Origin of the sequence: Bacteroides sp. Phil13 (assembly GCF_001940965.1) — a bacterium.
GTDB classification, from domain to species: domain Bacteria; phylum Bacteroidota; class Bacteroidia; order Bacteroidales; family Bacteroidaceae; genus Bacteroides; species Bacteroides intestinalis.
The window spans coordinates 44,887-63,471 of sequence record NZ_MSHA01000102.1 but is presented as its reverse complement, the minus strand read 5'-3'; the positions used below and the strand labels follow the sequence as shown (position 1 = coordinate 63,471).

General features: G+C 42.4%; 21 protein-coding genes. 10 read left to right on the top strand and 11 right to left on the bottom strand.

What is annotated here, in order from left to right; all coding sequences use genetic code 11:
- The 7 genes from BWI44_RS20155 to BWI44_RS20125 all read left to right on the top strand — a co-directional run.
- On the top strand, positions 1–1,196 hold a 1,196-nt coding region (locus BWI44_RS20155; protein WP_286816160.1), incomplete at its 5' end, for a site-specific integrase.
- A 4-nt stretch (positions 1,197–1,200) separates the two neighbouring features.
- Positions 1,201–1,584 (top strand): virulence RhuM family protein, encoded by a 384-nt coding sequence (locus BWI44_RS20150; protein ID WP_053398206.1) that lies wholly within the window; start codon positions 1,201–1,203, stop codon positions 1,582–1,584.
- Between the two features lie 276 nt (positions 1,585–1,860).
- Positions 1,861–3,102, top strand: a complete 1,242-nt coding sequence (locus BWI44_RS20145; RefSeq protein ID WP_053398205.1) for a primase-helicase family protein — start codon at positions 1,861–1,863, stop codon at positions 3,100–3,102.
- 269 nt (positions 3,103–3,371) lie between these two features.
- Positions 3,372–4,337, top strand: coding sequence for a DUF8464 domain-containing protein (locus BWI44_RS20140; protein ID WP_286816158.1), 966 nt, complete (start codon positions 3,372–3,374; stop codon positions 4,335–4,337).
- Positions 4,338–4,484: 147 nt separating this feature from the next.
- The gene (locus BWI44_RS20135) at positions 4,485–4,868 is read left to right on the top strand and encodes a MobC family plasmid mobilization relaxosome protein (RefSeq protein WP_004310825.1); all 384 of its coding nucleotides are present in this window, start codon (positions 4,485–4,487) and stop codon (positions 4,866–4,868) included.
- Complete coding sequence (locus BWI44_RS20130) at positions 4,834–5,754, top strand: relaxase/mobilization nuclease domain-containing protein (protein WP_008642636.1); 921 nt, start codon at positions 4,834–4,836, stop codon at positions 5,752–5,754. The genes BWI44_RS20135 and BWI44_RS20130 overlap by 35 nt, the downstream gene beginning before the upstream one ends.
- Positions 5,755–5,758: 4 nt before the next feature.
- Positions 5,759–6,478, top strand: coding sequence for a hypothetical protein (locus tag BWI44_RS20125; protein WP_005944331.1), 720 nt, complete (start codon positions 5,759–5,761; stop codon positions 6,476–6,478).
- Between the two features lie 52 nt (positions 6,479–6,530).
- On the opposite strand, the gene BWI44_RS20120 is transcribed toward BWI44_RS20125, so the two are convergent.
- The 11 genes from BWI44_RS20120 to BWI44_RS20070 all read right to left on the bottom strand — a co-directional run bounded on the left by BWI44_RS20120 (position 6,531) and on the right by BWI44_RS20070 (position 13,206).
- Positions 6,531–6,863: a helix-turn-helix domain-containing protein gene (locus BWI44_RS20120; RefSeq protein ID WP_004323655.1), complete on the bottom strand. Its 333-nt coding sequence runs from the start codon at positions 6,861–6,863 to the stop codon at positions 6,531–6,533.
- A 129-nt stretch (positions 6,864–6,992) separates the two neighbouring features.
- Positions 6,993–7,412 (bottom strand): hypothetical protein, encoded by a 420-nt coding sequence (locus tag BWI44_RS20115; RefSeq protein WP_004323654.1) that lies wholly within the window; start codon positions 7,410–7,412, stop codon positions 6,993–6,995.
- Entirely contained in the window at positions 7,366–7,605 is a 240-nt protein-coding gene (locus BWI44_RS20110; RefSeq protein WP_080720260.1) for a hypothetical protein, read from the bottom strand. The genes BWI44_RS20115 and BWI44_RS20110 overlap by 47 nt, the downstream gene beginning before the upstream one ends.
- A 98-nt stretch (positions 7,606–7,703) precedes the next feature.
- Positions 7,704–7,994, bottom strand: a complete 291-nt coding sequence (locus BWI44_RS20105; RefSeq protein WP_004323652.1) for a hypothetical protein — start codon at positions 7,992–7,994, stop codon at positions 7,704–7,706.
- A gap of 14 nt (positions 7,995–8,008) precedes the next feature.
- Positions 8,009–8,431, bottom strand: a complete 423-nt coding sequence (locus BWI44_RS20100) for a SecDF P1 head subdomain-containing protein (RefSeq protein ID WP_005944333.1) — start codon at positions 8,429–8,431, stop codon at positions 8,009–8,011.
- 16 nt (positions 8,432–8,447) lie between these two features.
- Positions 8,448–8,861 carry a hypothetical protein gene (locus BWI44_RS20095; protein ID WP_286816130.1) on the bottom strand — a complete coding sequence of 138 codons (414 nt, stop codon included), beginning with the start codon at positions 8,859–8,861 and terminating at the stop codon, positions 8,448–8,450.
- 30 nt (positions 8,862–8,891) lie between these two features.
- Entirely contained in the window at positions 8,892–9,323 is a 432-nt protein-coding gene (locus tag BWI44_RS20090; RefSeq protein WP_005944338.1) for a GNAT family N-acetyltransferase, read from the bottom strand.
- 100 nt (positions 9,324–9,423) lie between these two features.
- Entirely contained in the window at positions 9,424–9,987 is a 564-nt protein-coding gene (locus BWI44_RS20085; RefSeq protein WP_005944341.1) for a Crp/Fnr family transcriptional regulator, read from the bottom strand.
- A gap of 9 nt (positions 9,988–9,996) precedes the next feature.
- The gene (locus tag BWI44_RS20080) at positions 9,997–10,569 is read right to left on the bottom strand and encodes a Crp/Fnr family transcriptional regulator (RefSeq protein ID WP_005944344.1); all 573 of its coding nucleotides are present in this window, start codon (positions 10,567–10,569) and stop codon (positions 9,997–9,999) included.
- Between the two features lie 233 nt (positions 10,570–10,802).
- The gene (locus tag BWI44_RS20075; RefSeq protein WP_005944347.1) at positions 10,803–11,957 is read right to left on the bottom strand and encodes a PDDEXK nuclease domain-containing protein; all 1,155 of its coding nucleotides are present in this window, start codon (positions 11,955–11,957) and stop codon (positions 10,803–10,805) included.
- A 25-nt stretch (positions 11,958–11,982) separates the two neighbouring features.
- On the bottom strand, positions 11,983–13,206 hold the full coding sequence (locus tag BWI44_RS20070) for a site-specific integrase (RefSeq protein WP_005944350.1): 1,224 nt from the start codon (positions 13,204–13,206) through the stop codon (positions 11,983–11,985).
- A 569-nt stretch (positions 13,207–13,775) separates the two neighbouring features.
- On the opposite strand from BWI44_RS20070, the gene BWI44_RS20065 reads away from it, so the two are divergent.
- The 3 genes from BWI44_RS20065 to BWI44_RS20055 all read left to right on the top strand — a co-directional run bounded on the left by BWI44_RS20065 (position 13,776) and on the right by BWI44_RS20055 (position 18,484).
- The gene (locus BWI44_RS20065) at positions 13,776–15,518 is read left to right on the top strand and encodes a PAS domain-containing sensor histidine kinase (protein WP_195209092.1); all 1,743 of its coding nucleotides are present in this window, start codon (positions 13,776–13,778) and stop codon (positions 15,516–15,518) included.
- 278 nt (positions 15,519–15,796) lie between these two features.
- A complete protein-coding gene (locus BWI44_RS20060) occupies positions 15,797–18,301 on the top strand; it encodes an SGNH/GDSL hydrolase family protein (RefSeq protein WP_195209093.1) in 2,505 nt (834 codons plus the stop codon).
- A gap of 42 nt (positions 18,302–18,343) precedes the next feature.
- Positions 18,344–18,484: a hypothetical protein gene (locus BWI44_RS20055; RefSeq protein WP_286816120.1), complete on the top strand. Its 141-nt coding sequence runs from the start codon at positions 18,344–18,346 to the stop codon at positions 18,482–18,484.
- Positions 18,485–18,585 lie beyond the last annotated feature (101 nt).

Genomic DNA, 18,585 nt, shown 5'->3' with positions numbered 1-18,585 from the left:
TCTACGTGAACGGCAGCAAGGAGAGAAACGGTATTGTCCCCATCATGGGACGAGTGACAATCAACGGTTCTGTGGCGCAGTTCAGTTGCAAGCAGACCATCCCGAAAACGCTTTGGGATGCGAAAGGCAACCGAGCCAAAGGCAAGAGCATTGAAGCAAGGGACATCAACCACGCCTTAGATAACATCAAGGCACAAATCATCAAGCATTACCAGCGCATTTCAGACCGTGAAGCGTATGTTACGGCGGAAATGGTGCGCAATGCCTATCAAGGAATCGGCTGCGAGTATGAGACATTGCTCGGAGCGTTTGACAAGGACAATGCCACATTTCAAAAGCGTGTGGGTACTGACCGTGTAAAAGGAACTTACATGGCAAGGGTTCGTGCAAGAAACCATGTGGCGGCATTCATCAAGGCGAACTACAAGCGAAGCGACCTGTCTATGCTTGAACTGACACCCGACTTCATCAAGGAGTTTGCCGTTTTCCTTTCCACCGACAGAGGATTGCAGAACGGCAGCATCTGGACTAACTGCATGTGGCTGAAAGGTGTGGTCATGCGTGCGCACTTCAACGGACTTATACCGAGAAATCCGTTTGCGCAATTCCATATCAGTCCGAACATCAAGGAACGTGAGTATCTGACGGAAGAAGAACTGAAAACATTGATGACACACGAATTTGCGGATGCCAAACTTTCCTACATCCGTGACATCTTTGTTTTCGCCAGCTTCACCGCACTTTCATTCGTGGACGTTAAGGAACTGACTACTGATGATATAGTGGAGGTGAACGGTGAGAAGTGGATATTATCCAAACGGCACAAGACCAAAGTTCCGTTCCAAGTGAAACTGCTTGACATCCCTTTGCAGATTATCAGGCGTTACGAGGAATTTCAAACGGACAAGTCTATTTTCCCGAATCTGAACTATTGGTCTATATGCAAGCCATTGAAAAAGATGATAAAAGAGTGCGGAATCACAAAGGACATCTCATTCCATTGTGCAAGGCATGGGTTCGCCACCCTCGCACTAAGTAAAGGTATGCCGATTGAAAGTGTCAGCCGTGTGTTGGGGCATACGAACATCGTTACAACCCAACTCTATGCGAAGATAACAACGCAGAAGATAGACCACGACCTTACGATGTTCGGTGACAAACTGAACCAGTCTTTTGGAAATACAACAATGGCATAGGACTATGGAAAGAAACATTATAAGAATAGACGAGTTTGGCAATGTAATTTTACCGAATGACATAACCAATGTTTGGATGAACGAAGCCGAGTTGTTGGATTTGTTCGGTGTCACCGCCCCGACCATTCGGGCAGGGATAAGGGCTCTTTGCAAGAGTGACGTGTTAAGGGAGTACGAGATAAAGCGTACCATACGCCTATCCGACAAGTGCGGTATGGAGTTTTACAACCTTGAAGCGATAATCGCCCTCGCTTTCCACATCGGTACATTCGGAGCGATGCAAATGCGCAATGCCGTTCTGAAAAGGTTATACTTGCGAAAAGAGAAACAAGCCATCTTCTTTTCGCTGGGCAGTGCCGATGCAGGAAAGACCAAATACCTCTCGTAGATTGGGATGAGGGACTGACGTAATGCAGTCATTAAATCCGCAAGTCAGTACAACAATACGACAGATACTCTGATTTTTTCTCCCGAAAAGCGTTATCCAACCATTCGCTTTTCGGGAGTTTTTTCGTCTTTTCAATCCGATTCCATTGCCCAGCCATTGAAAGTTTTTGTTCCGAGGGGCTTTTTTCTATATTCTGCTATATTTTGCGTAACAACTTATCCATTAAATACTTATACTTTTGTAGCTGGTATTTTCCGATCTTAAAACCATTTGATTATGTCAGCTAAAAAACAACAAAACAGCCACAAACCGCCATCAGATGGCAGTGTGGCAAAAGAAGAGTTCATCCGAGTGGGAACAACGCTCTACAAGATTGTGGAGCAGCCAAGACTGAACGGAGGGTATGTAAAGAAACGCATCCCTTGGAACAACGAGACCCTGCGCCAAGACTATGGCAAGGACTACATCGGCAGCGTTCCCAAGTATGACGGTTTCTGCACCATACCCGAACACATCGGCTACCGCCCCGTAGTCGGCAAGTTTCTTAACCTCTATGAACCGATAGACCACCAACCAAAGGAAGGGGATTTCTCTCACATCCAATCATTGGTACGGCACATCTTCGGGGAGCAATACGAGTTGGGGATGGACTATCTGCAACTGCTCTACCTGCAACCCGTACAGAAACTGCCCATCCTGCTGCTGGTATCTGAAGAACGCAACACAGGCAAGAGTACATTCCTGAACTTTCTGAAAGCCCTCTTTCAGAACAATGTCACGTTCAATACCAACGAAGATTTCCGCAGCCAGTTCAATTCCGATTGGGCAGGAAAGCTCCTTATCGTGGTGGATGAGGTGCTGCTCAACCGCAGGGAGGACAGCGAGAGGTTGAAGAACCTCAGTACAACCCTATCCTATAAGGTGGAAGCCAAAGGCAAAGACCGTGACGAGATTGCGTTCTTTGCCAAGTTCGTGCTATGCTCCAACAACGAGTACCTGCCTGTAATCATAGATGCAGGAGAAACACGCTATTGGGTGCGCAAGATAGACCGCTTGCAGTCCGATGACACTGACTTCCTACAAAAGTTGAAAGCGGAGATACCCGCCTTTCTCCATTTTCTGCAACACAGACAGCTATCCACCGAAAAAGAAAGCCGTATGTGGTTTGCACCCTCGTTGTTGCAAACCGAAGCCTTGCGGAAGATTATCCGCAGTAATCGCAACCGGTTGGAGATAGAGATGCAAGAACTTATCCTTGACATCATGGACAGTGTCGGCACGGACACTTTCTCGTTCTGTTACAACGACCTTCTTCTTTTGCTGGTACACTCACAGGTAAAGGTGGAGAAACACCAAGTCCGTAAGGTATTGCAGGAGTGTTGGAAACTTACCCCTGCACCGAATACACTTACTTACACCACCTATCAAGTGGACTATACCCGAGAGTGTCGCTATTCTCCCATACGAAGAATCGGACGGTTCTATACCGTAACAAGAGAACAATTGGCTGCACTCTGATTATTTTGATGAAATGATGAATAAGTATATAACTACACTGATAGATAAAGGTTTGTACTCTCATCAAACACTCATCAAAAACAACTTACTGATGAAAAGAGAAAAAGGGTCAGGCAGACCATGCACTATAAGGCAAATGATGATTTTCTCTTTTGGTAAGTGCTTTGATGAAACAATGATGAGAACGTATAAGATTGCTATCCAATAGTTTGGCATACACATTCATCAATTCATCGGTTTTACAATCATCATCAAACCATAGGAAAATCATGAACATACAGGAAGTAAAGAACATACGCATTGCAGACTATCTGCAAAGTCTGGGTTACACGCCCGTCAAACAACAAGGCAACAGCCTTTGGTACAAATCACCGTTGAGAGAGGAAAAGGATGCCTCGTTCAAGGTAAACACCGAGCTTAACAGGTGGTACGATTTCGGACTTGGCAAAGGCGGCAACATTATCGCATTGGCAGAGGAACTATACGCAACCGACTATGTGCCTTATCTGCTCAACAAGATAGCGGAGCGGGTACCGCACATCCGTCCCGTATCTTTCTCTTTTCGCCAGCAAGCATCCGAACCGAGTTTCCAACATTTGGAGGTGGGAGAACTTGCCCATCCTGCATTACTCCGTTATTTGCAGGAAAGGGGCATAAACTCCGACTTGGCAAGGCTGGAATGTAAGGAACTGCATTTCATCCATAACGGCAAGCCCTATTTCGCCATCGGCTTCCCGAATGTGGCAGGAGGATTTGAAGTACGCAACCGTTTCTTCAAGGGGTGCATCGCGCCGAAAGACATCAGCCATATACGCCAGCAGGGAGAGCCGAGAGAGAAGTGTTTGGTATTCGAGGGTTTTATGGACTATCTTTCTTTCCTCACGCTCCGGATGAAGAACTGCCCGACCATGCCCGACCTTGACAGGCAGGATTATGTCATACTCAACTCTACTGTCAATGTGCCGAAAGCTATTGACGTGCTGTACCCGTATGAACGCATCCACTGTATGCTTGACAATGACAAGGCAGGATATGAAGCGACACGGGCTATCGAATTGGAATACTCCTACCGTGTGCGTGACTTCTCGGGCAATTACAGGGGGTATTCGGACTTGAACGATTACCTGTGCGGCAGGAAGCAGGAACAGAAGAACAGCACCAGCCAAGCGCAGGAGATAAAGCAGGAAACCGGACAACGTGCCGCCCCAAGACAGAAAAGGGGCAGGGGCATTTAGTCCGGCAGGATTACCAGCGACAGGCGGTTTAATTTGGAGAGCAAGGTTATGTTTCGGTAAACCGAAACTACCTTGCTTTGCTTGACAGCAAAGAAAATTTCTCCCGTTGGTCGCAATTTTTAAGATACCATTTAAATGTAAAAACCTATGACGAATATAAAGGATAAGCCGGGGGGACGTCCGGCAAAGAAACGGATAGAGAAGCAGCAACGGGTAGTCAGCACGAAGCTGACCGAGTTGCAGTATTATGCCATCAGGAAGCGAGCCGGGGAAGCCGGGTTGCGTGTCAGTGAGTATGTCCGGCAGGCGGTTGTTTCGGCAGAGGTCATACCCCGGCTGAATAGGCAGGATGCGGACACCATCCGCAAGCTGGCAGGGGAAGCCAACAACATCAACCAACTGGCGCACCGAGCGAATGCCGGAGGTTTCGCACTGGTGGCGGTGGAACTGGTGAAACTCAAAAACAGGATTGTCGAAATTATAAATCAGTTGTCGGATGATTGGAAAAATAAAAAAGGGAAGCGGGTTTAAGGGCTGTGTGAACTATGTGCTTGGTAAGGAGCAGGCGGTTTTGCTTCATGCGGACGGGGTTCTGACTGAAAGCCGGGGCGATATAATCCGCAGCTTCTGTATGCAGACCGGGATGAATCCCGATTTGAAGAAGCCTGTCGGACATATTGCGTTAAGTTATTCGGCAGTGGATGCACCCAAATTGACAGACGAGAAGATGGTACAGCTTGCGCAGGAGTATATGCGTGAAATGAAAATCACCGATACGCAGTATATCATCGTGCGCCATCAAGACCGGGAACACCCACATGTGCATATCGTGTTCAACCGCATAGACAACAACGGCAAGACCATTTCGGACAGGAACGATATGTACCGTAACGAGCAGGTATGCAAGAAGCTGAAAACCAAACACGGGCTTTATTTTGCTGGTGGAAAAGAACAGGTAAAGCAGCACCGCTTGAAAGAGCCGGACAAGTCGAAATACGAGATTTACACGGCTGTAAAGAACGAAATCGGGAAGTTCAAGAACTGGCGGCAGTTACAGGAGCGGTTAGCGGAAAAGGGTATTACTGTCCGGTTCAAGTACAAGGGGCAGACGGGCGAGATACAGGGCGTTTCCTTTTCCAAAGGCGAATACACGTTCAAGGGTTCGGAGATAGACCGCAATTTTAGTTTCTCCAAACTGGATAAATGTTTCGGGGATGCAGGACTGAATACGGTCGGAAATCAACGGCAGACAGCTTTTACACCCGTTCGGGAGCCATTGCCGACACAGGGAAAGACTGACAGTCCGTTGATAACTGGCTCACTCGGTCTGTTCACCGCTTCATCACCCCCTGCGGATGAAGAACCAAACTTGAATTTAAGAAAGAAGAAGAAAAAGAAAAAACAACTTAATTTGTAAACACATGGAGAAAAATTTGATTTTAGAGGGGCTTCTCTCAATGGTTACTGAATTGAAAGAGAAGCAGGAAGCACAGGTAACGCCAGCCAGTCGGGAGGAAACTCTTGAAAGACTGAACGCAATCGAACAGGCATTGTCGGAATTGCACAGTAACCCGGCTGTTCCCGAAAAGGATTTGCAGGCTATCCGAAGCCAGCTTGACGAGATAAGGAATAGGATGCAAGGTCAGCAGAAACATATCGAGGACACCAAGAAAATAGTATTGGAAACCTACCGTTGTTTCAAGGTAATGCTTGATGCTTTGGGCTCTTGCAAGACGGATAAAGAGGAAGCTATACCCTTACCGCTCTATCAACGGATTTGCAACAAGGTCGCTTCTTGGATTCGTCCGGGATTGTTCCTTTTTTCGGCAGTGCTGGTTATCTGTTCCGTTTCCATATTCTTGAATATCCGTTTGGCTGAACGTATGCAGCAGTTACAGGACAACGATATGAAATACCGCTATTTGCTGATGCAAGGACAGGCAGACGGGGAAACTTTTGATATACTGGAAAACAAGTTCAAATGGCAACGGGATAACGGCTTTATCCGAAGTCTGACCGATTCAGTGATGGATTTTGAATACCGCATCCAAAAGCAGGCGGAAGCACTGGAACGTGCAAGGCTGTTGAACGAGCAAGCCGAACAGCTAAAGAAAGAAGCTGATAAGCTGGGTAAGCCATAAACGGGGAAAGCCGGGATGGATGAAGCACATTCACCGTTCCGGCTTTTCAGATTCACTTCTTTTTCTTCGTACAGTGTTCTTTCTCGAACTGGCGTAGCGTGGTGACGCTGAACCTTTCCTTGATGAACTCCCGGACATCGGAAGCCTTGTAATACACTTTTCCGCTGATAGTGAAGTATGGCAACGCACCGATAGCCCGGTAGCGTTGCAGGGTTTTGATGCTTACTTTGAACAGCAGGCACAAGTCTTGATTATCCAATAGGTTATCATCTTCGGGCAGTACCCTGTCTGCATTGCGTAGTACCCGTACATCTTTGCAGAGTTCTTCCAGTTTGGCATACAGCTTCTGCATCCATCCACCAAATTCGTCATTGTCTATATACATAATTGCTTCATTTTTCAGATTATACATTTTGTTTGTCAATCGATTGATGAAGCAAAGTTCTAAAAACGGATACAAAGAAATTACAGGAGAACTAATGGAGTCCCCTATAAATAAATCATAAGTTGCTGATTATCTATATCCTTTCTTATCATGTTCATTTTTGATTAGGTTTGCCAGTCCATTAAGAAATTCGGTGAGTTTGCCCGGCTTCCGTTTTATCACGTCCTCATGTTTTTGGTGGCAGTCGCTTATCTTAATGTTAAACAACCATTCAAAACCTTTGGATAAGTCCACTAAATAGGCAGGTTTACCGTTCTGATAAACGATGTCTTTGGAGAGGAATAAGCCGCTTACCACTTCCATGATATTGATAAGGGTTGTTTTGTCGGCGAGGTAGAGAGGGGAAAGGGGCTGTTTATTGATGCGTTGCTGTAGTTGTTCCGGGTATTTGATGCGCCATTCAATAAGGCGTATTTCAGTGTTCAAAAGTCCTATCGCTTCATCAATTAAATGCAAATAGGGCATTTTTTTCTTGCTCAAACCGTACACGATACGATTTAAGACGGTGTAAACCAAAGGAAAAATAGCGAAGTAAAATACTGTAATCCTGTTCGTTGATACCAAAATCGGCTACATGCGTAGCCAATTCCTCAATAGCTTCTGTAAACTCCGATGCAGAAACTTTACGTTGTGAATATTCCGACAATAAGCGGAAAAATCGCTGTTCTAAAATTAGATTCATGTATGTATTCATATAAAAAATAAGCCTTAGCGAGACTTAGGAAAAGGCTTATTTCAATTCATAATATTGTAATCCGCAAGTTGTTGTTTTGGGGGAATTTAGAAAAATAGTTTATAGCAAAGTAATCCCAATAAAAATAGCACTAAAAGGCATATTGTAAGAAATATATATATCCTAAACATATATATTTGGTCTGATTGCTCCTTTTCTATGGTTTTTTTACGGATTTCTTCTATCTTTTCAATGGAAACATTGGATAAATCAGCATTTTTACCTTTGCCTACAAGATATTTGTGATGTTCTTTCATCCTGTCTCTATTCAACTTGCGAAGCTCACGGTTCTCTTTGTCCCGTTGTAGCATATCATTTATGCAACCTAATGTTCCCATTTTCCAGTTAACATTTAATTTCCAAACCTTGATATATCAATTTCTTTTTGTAGTTCCCTAAAGATACGTTCCAAATCATATCCATGCGGATTGGAAATTTGGAAACATCCGCTTTCTATGGGGCTATTAACCTGAGGAGCAGTTATCACCGTGTCATTGAAAACGAAAGCGATGTACTTTCCTACACTCTTTGTTGTGGCTTCTCTCCATATAGGCAATTTATCTTGGAGGAAGACACCGGTAATGACCGAGTGTCCAAAAGCATCAGTTTCCAAACGTAAAGAATCGAAATCCATAACAGTAAGGAAAGGTGTTTGTGAAAGGCTGTCTGTAGTCTGTGATGTTACGTAGTACCAGCCGTTTGTCCGGTGAAAGGATTTTGTCTGCATACAAGCTGTCATTAGTAGGCAGAAAAAGAGAATTGTTGAAATCTTCATATCCGCTATTTTTAGGTTAATACATCTTCTCCAACGTCCACACCATCTTATTGGGATTATAGGCTTCCATTACGAGATGTGTTCCTGTGTATTCCATCACTGTCCACGGACCTGCTATGTTGTCGAACGTGATGATTTTTCCATTTACTTGATAAGTAAAATCTGTGTTCCATATATATCCGTCTTCTTCGTTCGTCCTTGTATAAATGCCTTCTGATTCGTTAGTAAACTGAAGAATGGATTGTTTTGTGTAGTCTATCTCATCTTCGATATTGTACACGGTCATTTGCGCTTGCCAAGTAGTTTGCTTCAGGGCTTCGGGGGTGAAGACAGAAGTAGGGGCATCATCGTTACTACAATTTGTCAGACATAACATGGCGCAAATAATGAATGTGGAAAGCACCATACATAAAGTAATTTTCTTTTTCATCTTATCTCTATTTTAAGTGATTGACAATAATTATATATTTCTCTTCATAGGGATACTAACAATACCTTTATTAATCTCTTTTTTACCCACTTTTTTGAAGCCTAAAGATGTATAAAAAGTTTCTGCATAGGTTGAAGAATTAACTGTTATATAAGTAAAATTACAATTGCTCATCATATAGTCAAATAACGATTTTCCTATTCCTTGCCGATGATAGTGTGGCAAGACAAAGAAGAGGGATATATGTTGCCTTTCCCGATGTACACCGATTATTCCTATCAATAAATGATTGTCAAAAGCCCCATATATGTCAAGCGTATTCATCAACGATGTGTCATACACGAAACTTTTAAAGGTTTCAATCCCTTCTTCCGTAAAATCGTTAATGCCACACTCTATACATACTTGATAGGATAAGTTTATAGCATTTTTATATTCTTCTTTCATTAATTTCCGTATCATACTAATAGTTTTTAATCAATGTGTGCAAAGTAATGAAAGGTGGAGGAAAAAGGTCTTGACAATTATCAAGACCCCAATATAACAATTGTTAAAAGGTGAGTTATATCTCTAACTTGCGGCGTATGCGGCTAATGGTTTCCGGTGTAACCCCTAAGAATGAAGCGATGCTTTTCAAAGGAACTACTTCTTTCAAGTTAGGACAACGTTCCATCAAGTTCCTGTATCGTATTTCAGGCGTACAATATGAATCAAGTAATCGTTCATATACCATTTCAAATAGACTCTCTGCCACATGCCTTCCGAATCGTTGAGTTTTCATATCCGTTTCCCAATATTCAATAATGTCATGACGGGATATTTCATATACAGAACACTCTGTTATGGCTTGAATATTTACTAACGATAAGCCACTTCTCATTAAAGAAGAATAGTCACATACAAACTCGTTGGTGAAAGCGTATCCAACAATGTGTTCTTCACCCTCTCCATCAATATATGTATATTGGAATGTACCGTTTTCTACCCATTCGGCAAAACGTGATATTTCATTCTGACGAATAAAGAAATCTTTTTTGTGGTATATACGTTGCTTCCCTTTTTCATGAAATAAATCTTTTACGAGGGAATAGTCTAAATTGTCGAGGTATGAATTAAAATCTTTCATTGTCGTAAGCTATTTATTCAGTCCACGGCGTATGCGACTGATTGTTTCCGGTGTGACTTGCAAGAAAGAGGCAATCTCCTTTAACGTAATGTACTCTTGAATATCGGGGCATCTATTCAATAAGTCAAGATACAGTTCTGCCGTAGTCTTGCAGTACATATCTATTAATCTATGATACATTAATAAGTATGATTGTTCAATAAGAGTACATTTTACTTGCATGGTTTCTACATTTGTGGCAAAGAATTCCTCTACTTTTAAATAGGGTATATAACAAATCTTTGTATCGCAAACGGCTTCAATTGTTACTAATGACGGTTGATTAGGCTCTATAAGTGTGCATAAACTTCCTGTAAACTCTCCGGAGAAAGTATATCCTACTATATGTATATTCCCTTTTTCATCCACACGAGTATATCTCAATAAGCCGTGTTCGATATAAGCTCCCCGATGATTCACTTTGCCTTGAATAGTGAATTGTTCACCCTTTTTGAGTTCGATATAAGTACCATGTTCCAAAATGAACTGCTTTAGCTGTTCTAATTTCGAATGGTTGGCATATTGTGAGTTAAAATCTTCCATACTATAAACTAATTGCAATTAAAATATAGAATAACCTCGTGAGTTGTTCTCTTAAAAAGGGAAAATAGATTCCTGACTTTATCAAAACATCTTCTCTTTTTTTTAATCTACTTTATTGTGAGTTTAGTTTGTGCTTTTGTATATATATCCAAAACGTACCAAACTAACTTTTGTAGCCTGCAAAATATATGTGCTGGCGAAAGAAGAAACAATCTTTTTTCTTTTCGCCAATTTTAAAGTTTGTAACTCTCATAGTTTGAGGAAGAAATGAATACTTTTATTTCTTCTTCTGTTGGAAGTTCTATCCTATACTTTTGCACAAAAATATTTGGGTCTAACCCGGCAGTGGCATACTTAACCAAGGTATCTCCCTTTTCGGTGCAGAGCAAAATGCCGATAGGTGGGTTATCATCCGGCTGCATCACTTCCGCTTTAAAATAGTTCAGATACATATTTAGTTGCGAAGCGTACTCATGGCGGAACTTATCTATCTTCAATTCTACAATAACATGGCATTTCAAAATGCGGTGATAGAACACAAGGTCGGCAAAGAAATAATCCTCGTCTATCAAGATACGTTTTTGCCGGGCTTCAAAACAGAAGCCATGTCCCATTTCTAACAGGAAGTGTTGCAGGTTGTCAAGAATGGCTTGTTCCAAATCAGTTTCTGTCACCAATGCACGTTCATTCAACTCTAAGAACTCCAAAGTAACAGGGGTGTTGATAACATCTTTAGGTTGTAATAAGGTTGCTTGTTGCTGGACTAAAGCGGAGAGGGCTTCTTTGTTTTTGGATAGTCCGCTACGTTCGTAATATAAAGATGCGATTTGTCGCTCCAACTCCTTTACAGACCAGCAGCCACGAATGGTTTCCATTTCATAGAAAGCACGTTTTACCGGGTTCTCAATTCCCGATATAGTGTTTAAATGGGTGGAAGATAATCTATTGAATAATCTATCAGCCGGAATCATCCATGTTTCGGTTTGTGGGTATTCTGTTGATAGTTTCCAAACTCCATTTTCAGATTCGGCGGTCACCAACCGCCGAATTGGTTCAGTGAATTCGGCGGTCAATGACTGCCGAATTTGAATTTGTGATGCAATGTATTGTGTAACAGGTTCTTTTAGTTGTGGATAAACAAGGTACAACCGTCTAAATTCCCTGAATCTACGTTCATTCAGACCTTTTGTTTTCAGTCGTTGTTCCAGCTTCTTCAACAGTTGTTCACCGTAGGCGGCACGGTCTTCTCCGTTCTGCTCAAATTCTACAATATAGCAACCCATAAGCCAGTTACGGGAAGTAAGGGCAAGGTTTACAGCATGTGCGGCTTGTGCCTGCAACGTGTTCTGTATCGTGCTGATATGTTTTACTAATGCTTCAAAGTTCATAGTTACAAAGATAAGTCTTTTATGGTTAAAACTTTAGTTCGGGCAAGCTGTTTATTGCTTCCTCTTTCAATTTATCCACCGCACGGGTGTACTTCTCCGTATGCTTCAATCCGCTATGCCCTAAAAGGCTGGCTACGGTTTTGATATTTGCCCCATTGTTCAGAATGTTCACGGCAAACGAATGCCGGGCACAATGCCAGCTTATATGTTTGTCTATCCCGGCTCTCTTTACCCAACGCTTTACTGATTTACAGCAACTTTCGTAAGTAGGTAAATCGAATATCAAACAGTTTTTATCTGCCGGGGCTTCACCAATGATAGACAATAGACCATCATTCAGGGGAATAACCACACCACTACTGGCAGAATGTCCCTTTGTCTTGCTTTGTTCAAATTTCAATAACCGATTAGCGTAATCCACATTCTTATAGGTAAGGTCTTTTACATCACAGAAACGCAAACCACTGTATAAACAGAAGATAAAAGCCCGTCTGACATTCGGGTTCTCGTTGTCATAATGGCAAGCCGCCAACTTTTGTATTTCTTCGGGAGAAAGAACATCTTTTCGAAGCATTTGGCTATCCACTTTACAGGTAACACTTTTACATGGGTCTTTCAACATTACATCGTGGTCAATCGCATATCGAATAACTTTCTTGAAACGCTGGTAAATGCTTTTAGCACCTTCACCCACACTTCGGGATTGCAAATAGGCTACAAACTGCTCCATCATTTCTTTGGTGATAAGTTCCGGTTTGATACTAAACTCATTCATGGGGTATTGCTCTTTTAAGAAGTCCTTAAAACGGCTAAGCGCAATTTGTACCATGCGAATATCTTTCTTGGTATAACTGTTGATATAGGCTTGGAAATAGTCTAAGAAATTGACCGTTCTATCTTTTTTCAACCGATAGCCCAACATACTTTCTTTAAATTCCTGCTCACGCTCCGCACGTATCTTTGTGGCAAGCTCCAATGTTTCTTTGTTCTGCTGGCGTTCCGCAGGGGTACGGGGCTTATCTATCAGATACAGACTAAGGTTTTCTTTTCGCCTGTTATGCTTTACTGCAAACTTGGGCTTACCTTGCATCTTTCCACTATCATAGTACACTTGATTGCCGTTTTCATCTAATACGGGCTTTTCCTCTCTACCTAAATAATACTCTAAGTAAAGGCTGATTCTACCATCCGAGAGCTTATTTTGCTCTAACTTGGGGTTTTCTTTCGTTTTATTTTCTAACTTTGCCATTGTTTAGAGGTTTTATCCCGATTTAGGTACCATAACCGGGTGATTACGCTAAATAGTTGATTTTCTTTTGTTTTCCAATATTGCAAAGGTACAAAAGAAAATGATATTTCAAAGTGTACTAAAAGTGTACTGAATAACGGAAAATGGGCAAAATATGGCAAAAATAGAGAAAATAGGAAATATTCAAATAGTTGATAATAAGGAAGATAAATTCTTTTATTTTCCTATGATTTCTATGGCTTGTACCGGGTCTGGGTACTGAGGCGGAGAAAGTTGAAAAACTCTCTCCGCTTTTTTTTATGTCCCTCGTAACTCGTTGGTTTGCCGATTCTACCAACTTTTTATTGAATTGCTGAGTTCAAGTTATAAATGCGACATTTTCTTCTATTTCATCAGCGTCATACCTGATCCTATATCACAAATAGTGTTCAATGCGGATATATACAACAAAAAAATGAACGTAATATGCAAATTTGTCATTGGATATTTCTTGGGCATTTATTTTTTCCTAACTTTGCAAAGGATAGTTGAGAAGCTTTTGCCATTTTATATTTTAATATTTACCCAATATGCCAAATCAGAATACATTTCTGTATCCCCCTTTGACATTTCGAATACTTGCGGTTGCTATTCTCGCTTGTTTATTTCTGGTGCCCAAGACGATGGCTGATACAAAAGATCAAGAGTATATTGTTCTTATCAGTTCTTCCACTTTTCGTGAGAAATGGGCTTATGATCTACTTGAAACCGTAGAAAAGGCATTCAATGAAGAAAATTCAGTGAAGGTATATTCGGAGACTCTCACAACATGGCATTTCAATAATCAACAGGAAATAGATCAGAAGGTTGATTATCTAAAGGATAAATATTCTGTGCCTCCCCAAGCTGTCATATTTGTAGGCGATCCGGGATGGTACGTTTGTAAACCGCTTTTTGACACCATCTGGAGAGGGGTACCTACAATTATTTGCCACTCAATGCCGCATACGCCGGCTGATATAAATAAGCACTACGATGGCGAATATATACCTGATGACAAGGGAGTTGCATTAGAACACTTTCTTGAAAATGCAGTTTATTATGATGTTCCACCCAGCTTTATCCAGAAGAATATTATTTATGTTGTGATTGTATTGGGTACTGCTATTGTTCTGCTGTTATTTTACTTTATGCACAAGCGTATCAAGAAAGTGAGAGAAACGGAGTGGCAAGAGCATCTGCATTTGCTTGAAAATATTCTTGACAACCTTCCTATTGCAGCTAAGGTGAAAGATGTCGATAATGATATGCGTTATACTTTTATAAATAAAAAGGCTGAAGAACTCTTTGAATATCCAGCTAAGGAGGCGATTGGAAGAACTGATTTCGATATAATGCCTGAGGCTGCAACGATGATCAGGAAAGAAGATGAAGAATTGGTAAGAACGGGAATTGCCCAATTTGGTACCAGGCGCTTCTTTACGAATAAGAATGAGGAACGGTTTACTTTCCAGAATAATAATATAGTTTCATTCTCCAATGGACGTAAATGGATTCTCTATACAGCCTGGGATATTACGGACCAGAAGATTCTGGAACGTAAACTGCGTTTGGCTAAAGAAGAGGCTGAAGAGTCCAATCGTATAAAATCAGCTTTCCTGGCTAATATGAGTCATGAAATACGTACTCCGCTCAATGCAATAGTAGGTTTTTCGAGCATATTGGCCGAAGATGTATCGGAAGAAGAACGGACGGAATATCTCAGCATCATTAGTAAGAATAATGATATTTTGTTGCAGTTGATTAATGATATCCTGGATTTGTCGAAGATTGAGGCGGGGACACTGGAATATGTTTATGCAAATATAGATGTAAATAAGATGCTATCTGAGATAGAGCAGGCTGCCAGGATGAGACAAACGAATGCGAATGTCGCTATATGTGCGGTGACACCACTGGAGGGACTGCTTTTGTATACTGACCAACGCAGAGTTACCCAGGTACTGAATAATTTCATCAGTAATGCCATGAAGTTTACAAATACCGGGAGTATCACGTTTGGGTATGAAGAACCAAAAGATGGCTATATACGCTTCTTTGTGACAGACACTGGTACCGGTATCCCTCCTGAAAAGGTGGCGGATATATTCAACCGTTTTGTAAAGCTCGATTCTTTCAAACAAGGAACCGGACTTGGACTGGCTATTTCACAGAATATCGTGAAGGAGCTCAAAGGTGAGATAGGAGTGGCGTCTGAGTTAGGTAAAGGCTCTACTTTCTGGTTTACGTTGCCCTACGAGAAGATGGGGGCGCACCGTTCCATTCTCTCGTAAGAATATTTCTAATTTGTAGCATCAGGAAGGAATCTTTACCTAGGGTAAGCCTTTCCTATCGGTCATAGGGTTCTGTGGGTTACTACTGCCCTCTACTGTGGCGTACAGTTTTTGAGGGAATCAGTGTGCTGGCTGCAAATAACATTAATCTTTTCATTTTCTGTGAGTTTAGGTTTAGGCTTGGATAACATTTCAGAGGGGATTTGGTTCTGTCTTTTAAAAAAATGTATCTTTGCGATCGTCAAAAATGCTATGAAACGTAATTAAATAGGGATATCATGAACAAGAAAAACACTCTTTTGCTTTTTCTGTGCCTGTTCTGCCTGTGGGCGGTAGCACAAGAAAAGAAGCCGGTAAAGATTGCCTGTGTGGGCAATAGCATCACTTATGGCTCAGGAATTAAAAATCAGTTTCAGAACAGTTATCCGGGATTGCTCTCCCAGCTTTTGGGTGAGGGGTACGATGTGCGTAACTTCGGAATCAGCGCCCGCGTAATGCTGAACAAGGGAGATCATCCGTACATGCACGAGCAGAAATTCCGCGATCTGCTGGCATTTCAGCCAGACATCGTTACCATTAAATTGGGAACGAATGACAGCAAGCCTTGGAACTGGCATTACGGAAAGGATTTCGGAAAGGACCTGACGGAGATGTTGGATATTCTTCAGGACTTGCCTTCCAAGCCTAAGATATATTTGTGCTTCCCGGTGCCGGCTGTGAAACGGAATTTCGGCATCAACGACAGTGTAATTACAAATGGTATCATCCCCGTGATACGCCGTGTTGCAAAGAAGCGCCACTTGCCTGTTGTGGATCTTTACGCACTTTTGAAGCCGCATCCCGATTATTATACGGACGGCATCCACCCCAACGAACAGGGGGCGGCTCTGATAGCCGGCGAGCTTTATCGTACGCTGACCGGCAACGAGGCACCGAAGATTGTCACTGAACAACCCTTCCCCGGCAAAAAGTCGCAATGGGAAGGTTTCGATCGTTATGATTTTATCTGTAATGCCCGTAAGGCTACAGTAGTTGTTCCCCGTAAGGTGGCCGAAGGCCATCCCTGGATATGGCGTCCAGCTTTCTTTGGAGCTTTCCCTTCAGTAGATAAAACTTTGTTGGAAAAAGGTTTCCATGTTGTTTATTACGATTTGACGCATCTTTATGGTAGCCCCCGTGCGCAACGTTTGGGTACAGACTTTTATGATATTATGCGCAGATACTATCGTTTGTCTTCTAAAGTGACATTGGAAGGCTTCAGTCGTGGCGGTCTGTTTGCTTTCAATTGGGGAGCGAAGAATCCTGATAAAGTGGCTTGTATTTATGTGGATGCCCCAGTGTGTGATGTGTTTAGTTGGCCCGGCAGGCACAGGGAATTATGGAGCGGATTACTTGCCGAGTGGGGACTAACTGATGAGCAGATGAATAACTTCAAAGGTAATCCGATTGATAATCTGAAACCTTTAGCCGATGCAGGTATCCCTGTTATCAGTGTTTGTGGTGATAGTGACCGCACAGTCCCCTATGAAGAGAATATGAAAATTGTAGCTGACCGTTACCGTGCTTTGGGCGGACTTGTAGAAATCATTCTGAAACCCGGTTGCGACCATCACCCCCATAGCCTGGAAAACCCCGAAGCGGTAGTTGACTTCATTGTTCGCAACCAGCCGGATTATCAAAAAAAGCATGTCATTCATCAGCGTGCTAACCTTGCTAACTCTTATCTGAAGTTCACGAAAGAGAAAAAAGGTTGCGTTGCCTTTCTCGGCGGTTCCATTACTGAAATGCGCGGTTGGCGGAATATGATACAGGAAGATTTGAAACAACGTTTCCCCGATACGGAATTTACTTTTATTGATGCCGGAATACCTTCTACCGGAAGTACGCCTCATGCCTTCCGTTTTGAAAACGATGTACTGCAAAAAGGTGTACCTGACTTGCTGTTTGTGGAAGCGGCAGTGAACGATGATACCAATAAGTTCAACTATATTCAGCAAGTACGCGGTATGGAAGGTATTGTCCGCCATGCACGCACTTTCAGTCCCGCGATGGATATAGTCATGCTTCATTTCATTTATGATCCGTTCATTCCTTTACTTGACAAAGGCATGCAACCCCAGGTAATTATGAGCCACGAGAGCGTAGCTAATCATTATAATGTTTCGTCCATCAATCTGGCGGAGGAAGTGGCATACCGTATGCGTGACGGTGAGTTCGACTGGAAGCAGTTTGGCGGTACGCATCCTGCCTGGGACGGGCATAAATATTATGCTGCCACTATCAATCATCTCTTTGACCTTGAATGGGGTGGGGATGTGGCAAAGAAAACAGTCCAACCGCATAAAGTGCCGGAGCAACCAATAGATGCTTATTCCTATGATAAAGGTGTGTTTATCGACATTCGCTCGGCTAAACAACTGAATGGTTGGAAAGTAGTGGAAGATTGGATGCCTACTGTGAAGGGGAATACCCGTAAAGGTTTTGTGCACGTTCCTATGTTGGTGGCCGATCGTGCCGGTGCCAGCCTTTCTTTCTCTTTCGAAGGTCGTGCGGTGGGGATCTTCTGTGCAGCCGGTCCGCAAGCTTGCGTATTGGAATATAGTATAGACGGTGCTCCTTTCAAGAAGCTGGATACGTTTACTGATTGGAGTCGGAACCTGTACATTCCGTGGGTGTACATGCTTGAAACAGAGCTTCCTTCAGCCTGTCATACATTGCGTTTGCGTGTGGCAAAAGGGGATAAAACAGGGTGTCAGATACGTAATTTTGTTGTAAATCAATAGGTCATTATCCCCTTACAGAAAATAACTTAAAAAAACAAAGATATGAAAATGAAAAACATTTCAGTTTGTTTATTCGCAGGATGGATGCTGATGGCATGCTCCGGAAATGGGTATGAGAAGACGGGTAACGGCATTATCAATATCATGAAACAACTGATGTTTCTGCCGTGGAAAAGCGTTTAGCGGTCGATTAATATTTTTCTTAGGCTCTTTTATTGTTTTCATTGCCTGATATTAGTACATTTGCATGCGAATGCTTATTCTTTCCACCACGGGGATTCTTT

Excerpts from the sequence above, each read along its gene's own strand:
- BWI44_RS20135 (WP_004310825.1), top strand. The coding sequence starts at position 4,485 with ATGACGAATATAAAGGATAAGCCGGGGGGACGTCCGGCAAAGAAACGG.
- BWI44_RS20120 (WP_004323655.1), bottom strand. The coding sequence starts at position 6,863 with ATGTATATAGACAATGACGAATTTGGTGGATGGATGCAGAAGCTGTAT.
- BWI44_RS20110 (WP_080720260.1), bottom strand. The coding sequence starts at position 7,605 with ATGAATCTAATTTTAGAACAGCGATTTTTCCGCTTATTGTCGGAATAT.
- BWI44_RS20065 (WP_195209092.1), top strand. The coding sequence starts at position 13,776 with ATGCCAAATCAGAATACATTTCTGTATCCCCCTTTGACATTTCGAATA.
- BWI44_RS20105 (WP_004323652.1), bottom strand. The coding sequence starts at position 7,994 with ATGGGAACATTAGGTTGCATAAATGATATGCTACAACGGGACAAAGAG.
- BWI44_RS20090 (WP_005944338.1), bottom strand. The coding sequence starts at position 9,323 with ATGATACGGAAATTAATGAAAGAAGAATATAAAAATGCTATAAACTTA.
- BWI44_RS20055 (WP_286816120.1), top strand. The coding sequence starts at position 18,344 with ATGAAAATGAAAAACATTTCAGTTTGTTTATTCGCAGGATGGATGCTG.
- BWI44_RS20145 (WP_053398205.1), top strand. The coding sequence starts at position 1,861 with ATGTCAGCTAAAAAACAACAAAACAGCCACAAACCGCCATCAGATGGC.
- BWI44_RS20080 (WP_005944344.1), bottom strand. The coding sequence starts at position 10,569 with ATGGAAGATTTTAACTCACAATATGCCAACCATTCGAAATTAGAACAG.
- BWI44_RS20100 (WP_005944333.1), bottom strand. The coding sequence starts at position 8,431 with ATGAAGATTTCAACAATTCTCTTTTTCTGCCTACTAATGACAGCTTGT.
- BWI44_RS20150 (WP_053398206.1), top strand. The coding sequence starts at position 1,201 with ATGGAAAGAAACATTATAAGAATAGACGAGTTTGGCAATGTAATTTTA.
- BWI44_RS20140 (WP_286816158.1), top strand. The coding sequence starts at position 3,372 with ATGAACATACAGGAAGTAAAGAACATACGCATTGCAGACTATCTGCAA.
- BWI44_RS20075 (WP_005944347.1), bottom strand. The coding sequence starts at position 11,957 with ATGAACTTTGAAGCATTAGTAAAACATATCAGCACGATACAGAACACG.
- BWI44_RS20125 (WP_005944331.1), top strand. The coding sequence starts at position 5,759 with ATGGAGAAAAATTTGATTTTAGAGGGGCTTCTCTCAATGGTTACTGAA.
- BWI44_RS20085 (WP_005944341.1), bottom strand. The coding sequence starts at position 9,987 with ATGAAAGATTTTAATTCATACCTCGACAATTTAGACTATTCCCTCGTA.
- BWI44_RS20130 (WP_008642636.1), top strand. The coding sequence starts at position 4,834 with ATGATTGGAAAAATAAAAAAGGGAAGCGGGTTTAAGGGCTGTGTGAAC.
- BWI44_RS20070 (WP_005944350.1), bottom strand. The coding sequence starts at position 13,206 with ATGGCAAAGTTAGAAAATAAAACGAAAGAAAACCCCAAGTTAGAGCAA.
- BWI44_RS20060 (WP_195209093.1), top strand. The coding sequence starts at position 15,797 with ATGAACAAGAAAAACACTCTTTTGCTTTTTCTGTGCCTGTTCTGCCTG.
- BWI44_RS20095 (WP_286816130.1), bottom strand. The coding sequence starts at position 8,861 with ATGAAAAAGAAAATTACTTTATGTATGGTGCTTTCCACATTCATTATT.